Genomic DNA, 6,899 nt, shown 5'->3' with positions numbered 1-6,899 from the left:
GCGGACCTGGCGGGCCGCCTCGGCGTCCCCGCGCAGCTGGCGGACGGCTTCGACGAGGAGGAAGAGGCCCCGCATGCCGGGGTGGCAGGCGGAGACGCGTCGTCCAGCACACCGAGGTACGACGTCCTCGTCGTCGGTGGCGGTGTCATCGGCCTGGTCACGGCCTGGCGTGCCGCCCAGCGGGGGCTGCGCACGGCCGTCGCCGACCCCGCGCCCGGCGGGGGCGCGGCGCGGGTCGCGGCCGGGATGCTCGCCGCCGTCACCGAGCTGCACTACGGCGAGGAGGCCCTGCTCGCCCTCAATCTGGAATCGGCCCGCCGCTACCCGGCGTTCACGGCGGAGCTGGAGGAGGCGAGCGGCCAGGACACCGGCTACCGGGCCTGCGGCACGCTCGCCGTGGCCCTCGACGCCGACGACCGGGAGCATCTGCGCGAGCTGCACGCGCTCCAGCGGCGCTGCGGGCTCCAGTCGCAGTGGCTGACGGGGCGCGAGTGCCGCCGCCTGGAGCCGATGCTCGCGCCCGGGGTCCGCGGCGGGCTGCGGGTGGACGGCGACCACCAGACCGATCCGCGCCGGCTGGCCCGGGCGCTGCTGACGGCCTGTGAGCGGGCCGGGGTGGTGCTGCACCCGTCGGAGGCGGTGCGCCTGCTGCTGGACGGGGACCGGGCCGTCGGCGCCGAGCTCGGCGACGGCACGCGCGTCGCCGCCGGGCAGACCGTGCTCGCGGCGGGCAGCTTCAGCGGCCGCGTCGACGGCCTGCCCGAGCGGCTGCTGCCCCCGGTGCGGCCGGTCAAGGGCCAGACCCTGCGGCTGCGGGTGCCGGCTGCCTACCGGCCGTTCCTCTCCCGCACCGTGCGGGCCGTGGTGCGCGGCGGGCACGTGTACCTGGTGCCGCGCGAGAACGGCGAGCTGGTCGTCGGCGCGACCACCGAGGAGCTCGGCTGGGACACCACCGTCACCGCCGGCGGGGTGTACGAGCTGCTGCGCGACGCGCACGAGCTGGTGCCCGGCATCACCGAGCTGCCCCTGGTGGAGACCCTCGCCGGGCTGCGGCCCGGCTCCCCCGACAACGCCCCGCTGCTCGGCCCGACCGAGCTGCCCGGCCTGCTCACGGCCACCGGCCACCACCGCAACGGCGTACTGCTCACCCCGCTCACCGGTGACGTCATGGCCGAGGTGCTGACGACCGGACGGCTCCCCGAAGAGGCCCTGCCCTTCTCCCCCCGACGCTTCTCGCACGTACTCCAGGAGCAGCCCGCATGATCCCCACCGGCGGAACCACCGGCGAAACCACCCACAGCGACACCGACACCGTCAGCGTCAGCGTCAACGGCGAGCCGCGCGCCCTGCCCCGGGGCACCGCCCTGGCCGCGCTGGTGGCCGGGCTGACCGGCGCGCCGAGCGGCGTGGCGGCGGCCGTCAACGAGGTGGTCGTCCCCCGCGGCCAGTGGCCGGACACGGTGCTCGGCGAGGGCGACCGCGTCGAGGTCCTCACCGCGGTGCAGGGGGGCTGACCGGACATGGCCGACGATCTGCTCACCATCGCCGACACCCCCTTCACCTCCCGGCTGATCATGGGCACGGGCGGTGCGCCCAGCCTCGACGTGCTGGAGCGGGCGCTGCTCGCCTCCGGCACCGAGCTGACCACGGTCGCCATGCGCCGGCTGGACGCCACCGTGCGCGGCTCGGTGCTCTCCGTGCTGGAGAAGCACGGCATCCGGGTGCTGCCCAACACCGCCGGCTGCTTCACCGCCGGCGAGGCCGTGCTCACCGCCCGGCTGGCCCGGGAGGCGCTCGGCACCGACTGGGTGAAGCTGGAGGTCATCGCCGATGAGCGCACCCTGCTGCCCGATCCCGTCGAGCTGCTGGACGCCGCCGAGATCCTCGTGGACGACGGCTTCACCGTGCTGCCGTACACCAACGACGACCCGGTCCTCGCCCGCAAGCTGGAGGACGTCGGCTGCGCCGCGATCATGCCGCTGGGCTCGCCCATCGGCTCCGGCCTGGGCATCCGCAACCCGCACAACTTCCAGCTGATCACCGAGCGCGCGGGCGTCCCGGTGATCCTCGACGCGGGCGCGGGCACGGCCTCCGACGCGGCGCTGGCGATGGAGCTGGGCTGCTCGGCGGTGATGCTCGCCTCGGCCGTGACCCGGGCGCAGGAGCCGGTCCTGATGGCGGAGGCCATGCGGCACGCGGTCGAGGCGGGGCGCCTCGCGCACCGGGCGGGACGCATCCCGCGGCGCCACTTCGCCGAGGCGTCCTCCCCCACGCAGGGCCTGGCGGTGCTGGACCCGGAGCGGCCGGCGTTCGCCTGAGGGCTCCCCTGTCACCGTTCGGCTGCAGTTCCCGCAGGTCGGGCGGAGTGCGTACAGGCGATCGGCTGTGGCTCGTAGACTCCCTGCCGTGGATACGACCCTGCCCGACCCCCTGGTCGACCAGCTGCTCGACGGCCGTTACCGCGTCGAGGCGCGGATCGCGGTGGGCGGCATGGCCACGGTCTACCGGGCCCTGGACACCCGCCTGGACCGGGTGCTCGCCCTGAAGGTGATGCACCCGGCGCTCGCCGCGGACGGCGCGTTCGTGGAGCGTTTCATCCGCGAGGCCAAGTCGGTGGCGCGCCTGGACCACCCGAACGTGGTGAGCGTCTACGACCAGGGTGCCGACGGCGCGTACGTCTATCTGGCGATGGAGTACGTGGCCGGGTGCACGCTGCGTGACGTGCTGCGCGAGCGCGGGGCCCTGCAACCCCGCGCGGCGCTGGACATCCTGGAGCCGGTGCTGGCCGCGCTCGGGGCGGCGCACCTGGCGGGGCTGGTGCACCGCGACATGAAGCCCGAGAACGTGCTGATCGGCGACGACGGCCGGGTCAAGGTGGCCGACTTCGGCCTCGTACGGGCCGTGGACACCAACACCTCGACCAGCACCGGCTCGGTGCTGGGCACGGTCTCGTACCTGGCGCCCGAGCAGATCGAGCACGGCACCGCCGACACCCGGGCGGACGTCTACGCGTGCGGCGTCGTCCTGTACGAGATGCTCACCGGCGCCAAGCCGCACACCGGCGGGACCCCGGCCCAGGTGCTCTACCAGCACCTCAACGAGGACGTGCCGGCCCCGTCCGGCACGGCGCCCGGGGTCGCGCCCGAGCTGGACGAGCTGGTCGCCGCCGCCACCGCGCGCGCCCCGGGGCTGCGCCCGTCCGACGCGGTCGCCCTGCTGGGCCTGGCGCGCACGGCCCGGGCCGCGCTGTCCGACGCGCAGCTGGACGCGGTGCCGCCGGGCGCCTCGCCCGCGCCGGAGCGGGCCCCGGCCGGCTCCGAGGACCGTACGAGCGTGATCCCGCGCGTGCTCCCCGACCCGTCGCCGGCCGGCGACGACCTGAACCGCACCACGCGGCTGGACCTCCCGCCGACGCCCCCGCCGCTGCTCCCGCAGGTTCAGCCCGTGCAGCACCACGGGTACCACGGCTACGACGACAGTGCCGGCAGTGCCCGGCCGGCGCCCCGGCGGACGCGGCTGTGGCTGCTGTCGGCGGTCGCGGCGCTGGTGCTGCTGCTCGGCGGCGCGGGCGTCTGGTACATCAACTCCGGCCAGTTCACGGCTGTGCCCGCGGTCCTGGACATGACCCAGGCCAACGCGGAGCAGCAGCTGGACAAGGCGGGGCTGGAGGTGCGCACCAAGCAGGACTTCAGCGACACCGTCGAGCGCGGGCACGTCATCGCCACCGACCCCAAGCCGGGCGAGCGCATCCGCAACACCGGCACCGTGACGCTGACGATCTCGCAGGGGCCGCGCAAGGCCGAGGTGCCCAATGTGGTGGGCATGACGCTCGACGACGCCAAGCGGAAGATCCAGCAGCAGGGGCTCACGGTCGGCGACATCACCCAGGAGTTCAGCGGCGAGACGCCGAAGGGCTCCGTCCTGGCCACCGATCCCCGGCCGGGCGAGCAGCGGCGGCCGGACTCGCCGGTGGCGCTGGTCGTCAGCAAGGGCCGGCAGCTGGACGTCCCGGACGTCACCGGGTTCTCCCTCGCCGACGCGACCGCCACGCTGCGCGACGCCGGGCTGGAGGTCAAGGTCGCGGACCAGCAGGTCTTCTCGGCCCGGCCCAAGGGCAGCATCGCCCAGCAGTCCCCCGCCAAGGGCGCCAAGGCGGCCGAGGGCGACACGGTCACGGTCGTCGTCTCCAAGGGCAAGGAGATGATCATCGTGCCGGACGTCACCGGGAAGAACGAGGCCGAGGCCCGGCGGATCCTGGGTGCGGCGGGCTTCGGGGTCAAGGTCGAGCGGCCGTTCTTCTTCCCCCAGGACTCGGTGGAGAGCCAGTCCGTCCGGGGCGGCGACCAGGCCGCCCGGGGCGACACGATCGTCATCCGGATGAAGGGCGGGTTCTGAGCACCGTGAGCGCACGCGCGAGGAACCCGGTCGGCGGCCACATCCCGGTGGCCGGCGGCCTGGCCCGGGTGGGCCTGCCCTATGCCCGGGCCATGGGCGCCGAGGTGGTGCAGGTCTTCGTCGCCAATCCGCGCGGCTGGGCCACGCCGCTCGGCGACCCGCGGCAGAACGAGGCGTTCCGGGCGGCGTGCGCCGAGGAGTCGCTGCCGGTGTACGTGCACGCGCCGTACCTCATCAACTTCGGCTCGCACACCGCGGCGACGGTGGACCGTTCGGTGGAGTCGCTGCGGCACTCGCTGCGCCGGGGGCGGGAGATCGGGGCGCGCGGCGTCGTCGTGCACACCGGCTCGGCGACCGGCGGCCGCGACCGCGGCGAGGCGATGGCCCAGGTGCACGAGCGGCTGCTGCCGCTGCTGGGGGAGCTGACGCACGAGGACGACCCGGCGCTGCTGCTGGAGCCGACGGCGGGCCAGGGGGCCTCGCTGTGCTCCTGGGTGGAGGACCTCGGGCCGTACTTCGACGCGCTGGAGCACCATCCCCGGCTGGGGGTGTGCCTGGACACCTGCCACCTCTTCGCGGCCGGTCACGACCTGGCGGCGCCGGGCGGGATGAAGCTGATGCTCGACGAGCTGGTCTCGGTGGTGGGCGAGGGACGGCTGGGCCTCATTCACGCCAATGATTCGAAGGACGTGTGCGGGGCCCGGAAGGACCGGCACGCCAACATCGGTTCCGGCCACATCGGGGCCGAGGCGTTCGGGGAGCTCTTCCGCCATCCGGCGACGGAGGGCGTGCCGCTGACGATCGAGACGCCGGGCGGTACGGAGGGACACGCCCGGGACGTGGGCCGGCTGAAGGAACTGCGCGGCGGGGCGTAGGCCCCCGGCCCCGGCTTCCGGCTCGTCAGAGCTCGGGGCCGTCGCCGGGTTCCTCCTGGTAGGAGTAGCGCTGCTCGCGCCAGGGGTCGCCGATGTTGTGGTAGCCCCGCTCCTCCCAGAAGCCGCGCCGGTCCGTGGTCATGTACTCCACGCCGCGCACCCACTTCGGGCCCTTCCAGGCGTAGAGGTGCGGCACGACCAGCCGGACGGGGAAACCGTGCTCGGCGGTGAGGAGTTCGCCGTCCTTGTGGGTGGCGAAAATCGTCTTCCCGTCGGCGAAGTCGGCGAGGCGGAGATTTGAGCTGAAACCGTACTCGGCCCACACCATGACGTGGGTCACCTCGGGTGCGGGCGGGGCCAGTTCGAGGATTTCGCGGGCCGAAACCCCACCCCATTCCGCGCCGAGCATGCTGTACTTCGTGACGCAGTGCAGATCCGCCACCACCGTCGAATACGGCAGCGCGGAGAATTCGTCGTGCGTCCAGCAGTGCTTGTCGCCGTCGGCCGTCGCGCCGAAGACCCGGAACTCCCAGCGGTCCGGCTTGAACTTGGGGACCGGTCCGTAGTGCGTCACCGGCCATCCGCGCTGGAGGCGCTGCCCCGGAGGCAGCTGGACTTGCTCCCCTTTGCGGCTTTCCGACTGACCCATGGGTCCATGGTGTCAGACCTTCGGGGGTGCTGATGACCGGGGCCCGGGCCAGTCCGGCACTATCGGGACAACTCGCACTAAGTGTGCACTTACTGGACGGGTCCGAAGGTGGGTGCGAGGATGCGCGCAAACTGAGACATCCGCTGGGAAGGAGCCTCTGCGATGCAGGGCGACCCCGAGGTCATCGAGTTCCTCAATGAACAGCTGACTGCCGAGCTGACGGCCATCAACCAGTACTTCCTGCACGCCAAGCTGCAGGAGCACCACGGCTGGACGAAAATCGCGTCGCACACCCGTGCGGAATCGTTCGACGAGATGAAGCACGCGGAGATCCTGACCGACCGGATCATCTTTCTGGAGGGGCTGCCGAACTACCAGCGGCTCTTCCACGTCCGCATCGGTCAGACGATCACCGAGATGTTCCAGGCCGACCGGCAGGTGGAGGTGGAGGCCATCGACCGGCTGCGGCGCGGGGTGGAGGTCATGCGCGCCAAGGGGGACATCACCTCGGCGAACATCTTCGAGTCGATCCTCGCGGACGAGGAGGACCACATCGACTACCTCGACACCCAGCTGGAGCTGATCGAGAAGCTGGGCGAACCGCTCTACCTCGCCCAGTTCATCGAGCAGGAGAACGGCGGCACCGACTGAGGCGGCGGCTAGGCCGCGCGGATCCCGGGCGCCGGGAGCGAGGCCGGAACCTGCGCCGGGGCGGCGGCGGACATGAGCGCGACATCGGCGCCCAGCACCTCGCCCGCCCCCTGGTCGACCGACTCGCGGCGCGGGCAGGCACCCCGCCCGAGGAGGGCCTGGATGCGGCGCACACAGCTGCCGCAGTCGGTGCCGGCCTTGCAGGCGGAGGCGATCTGGCGGGGCGTGCACGCCCCGTTCTCCGCGTGCTCACGCACCTGCCGCTCGGTGATGCCGAAGCACGAGCAGACGTACACGCGGTTCACCGCCCCTCACCGGAAGTCGATCAA

The 6,899-nt window shown here is 73.2% G+C and carries 8 protein-coding genes; 6 read left to right on the top strand and 2 right to left on the bottom strand.

Going from position 1 to position 6,899, the window contains the following annotated elements:
- Positions 1–81 precede the first annotated feature (81 nt).
- From thiO to AB0K09_RS06205, 5 genes are all read left to right on the top strand, one after another.
- Positions 82–1,263, top strand: a complete 1,182-nt coding sequence (thiO, locus tag AB0K09_RS06225; RefSeq protein WP_366064110.1) for a glycine oxidase ThiO — start codon at positions 82–84, stop codon at positions 1,261–1,263.
- Entirely contained in the window at positions 1,260–1,514 is a 255-nt protein-coding gene (gene thiS / locus AB0K09_RS06220; RefSeq protein WP_366064105.1) for a sulfur carrier protein ThiS, read from the top strand. Before thiO ends, thiS begins: the two co-directional genes overlap by 4 nt.
- Positions 1,515–1,520: 6 nt before the next feature.
- Positions 1,521–2,318 (top strand): thiazole synthase, encoded by a 798-nt coding sequence (locus tag AB0K09_RS06215; protein ID WP_366064104.1) that lies wholly within the window; start codon positions 1,521–1,523, stop codon positions 2,316–2,318.
- Positions 2,319–2,406: 88 nt separating this feature from the next.
- A complete protein-coding gene (pknB, locus tag AB0K09_RS06210) occupies positions 2,407–4,395 on the top strand; it encodes a Stk1 family PASTA domain-containing Ser/Thr kinase (RefSeq protein WP_366064103.1) in 1,989 nt (662 codons plus the stop codon).
- Positions 4,392–5,270 carry a deoxyribonuclease IV gene (locus AB0K09_RS06205; RefSeq protein WP_366064109.1) on the top strand — a complete coding sequence of 293 codons (879 nt, stop codon included), beginning with the start codon at positions 4,392–4,394 and terminating at the stop codon, positions 5,268–5,270. Before pknB ends, AB0K09_RS06205 begins: the two co-directional genes overlap by 4 nt.
- Before the next feature lie 25 nt (positions 5,271–5,295).
- On the opposite strand, the gene AB0K09_RS06200 is transcribed toward AB0K09_RS06205, so the two are convergent.
- Positions 5,296–5,919: a sulfite oxidase-like oxidoreductase gene (locus AB0K09_RS06200; RefSeq protein WP_366064102.1), complete on the bottom strand. Its 624-nt coding sequence runs from the start codon at positions 5,917–5,919 to the stop codon at positions 5,296–5,298.
- A gap of 162 nt (positions 5,920–6,081) precedes the next feature.
- Between AB0K09_RS06200 and bfr the strand changes: the two genes are divergently transcribed.
- The gene (bfr, locus tag AB0K09_RS06195; protein ID WP_366064101.1) at positions 6,082–6,570 is read left to right on the top strand and encodes a bacterioferritin; all 489 of its coding nucleotides are present in this window, start codon (positions 6,082–6,084) and stop codon (positions 6,568–6,570) included.
- 8 nt (positions 6,571–6,578) lie between these two features.
- Here the strand turns inward: bfr and AB0K09_RS06190 are convergent, their stop codons facing one another.
- On the bottom strand, positions 6,579–6,866 hold the full coding sequence (locus tag AB0K09_RS06190) for a (2Fe-2S)-binding protein (RefSeq protein WP_366064108.1): 288 nt from the start codon (positions 6,864–6,866) through the stop codon (positions 6,579–6,581).
- Between the last annotated feature and the right edge of the window lie 33 nt (positions 6,867–6,899).

It is taken from the genome of Streptomyces sp. NPDC049577 (assembly GCF_040675635.1).
Classification (GTDB): domain Bacteria; phylum Actinomycetota; class Actinomycetes; order Streptomycetales; family Streptomycetaceae; genus Streptomyces.
The sequence above is the reverse complement of the archived record's forward strand: the minus strand, read 5'-3'. Positions and strand labels throughout refer to the sequence as shown.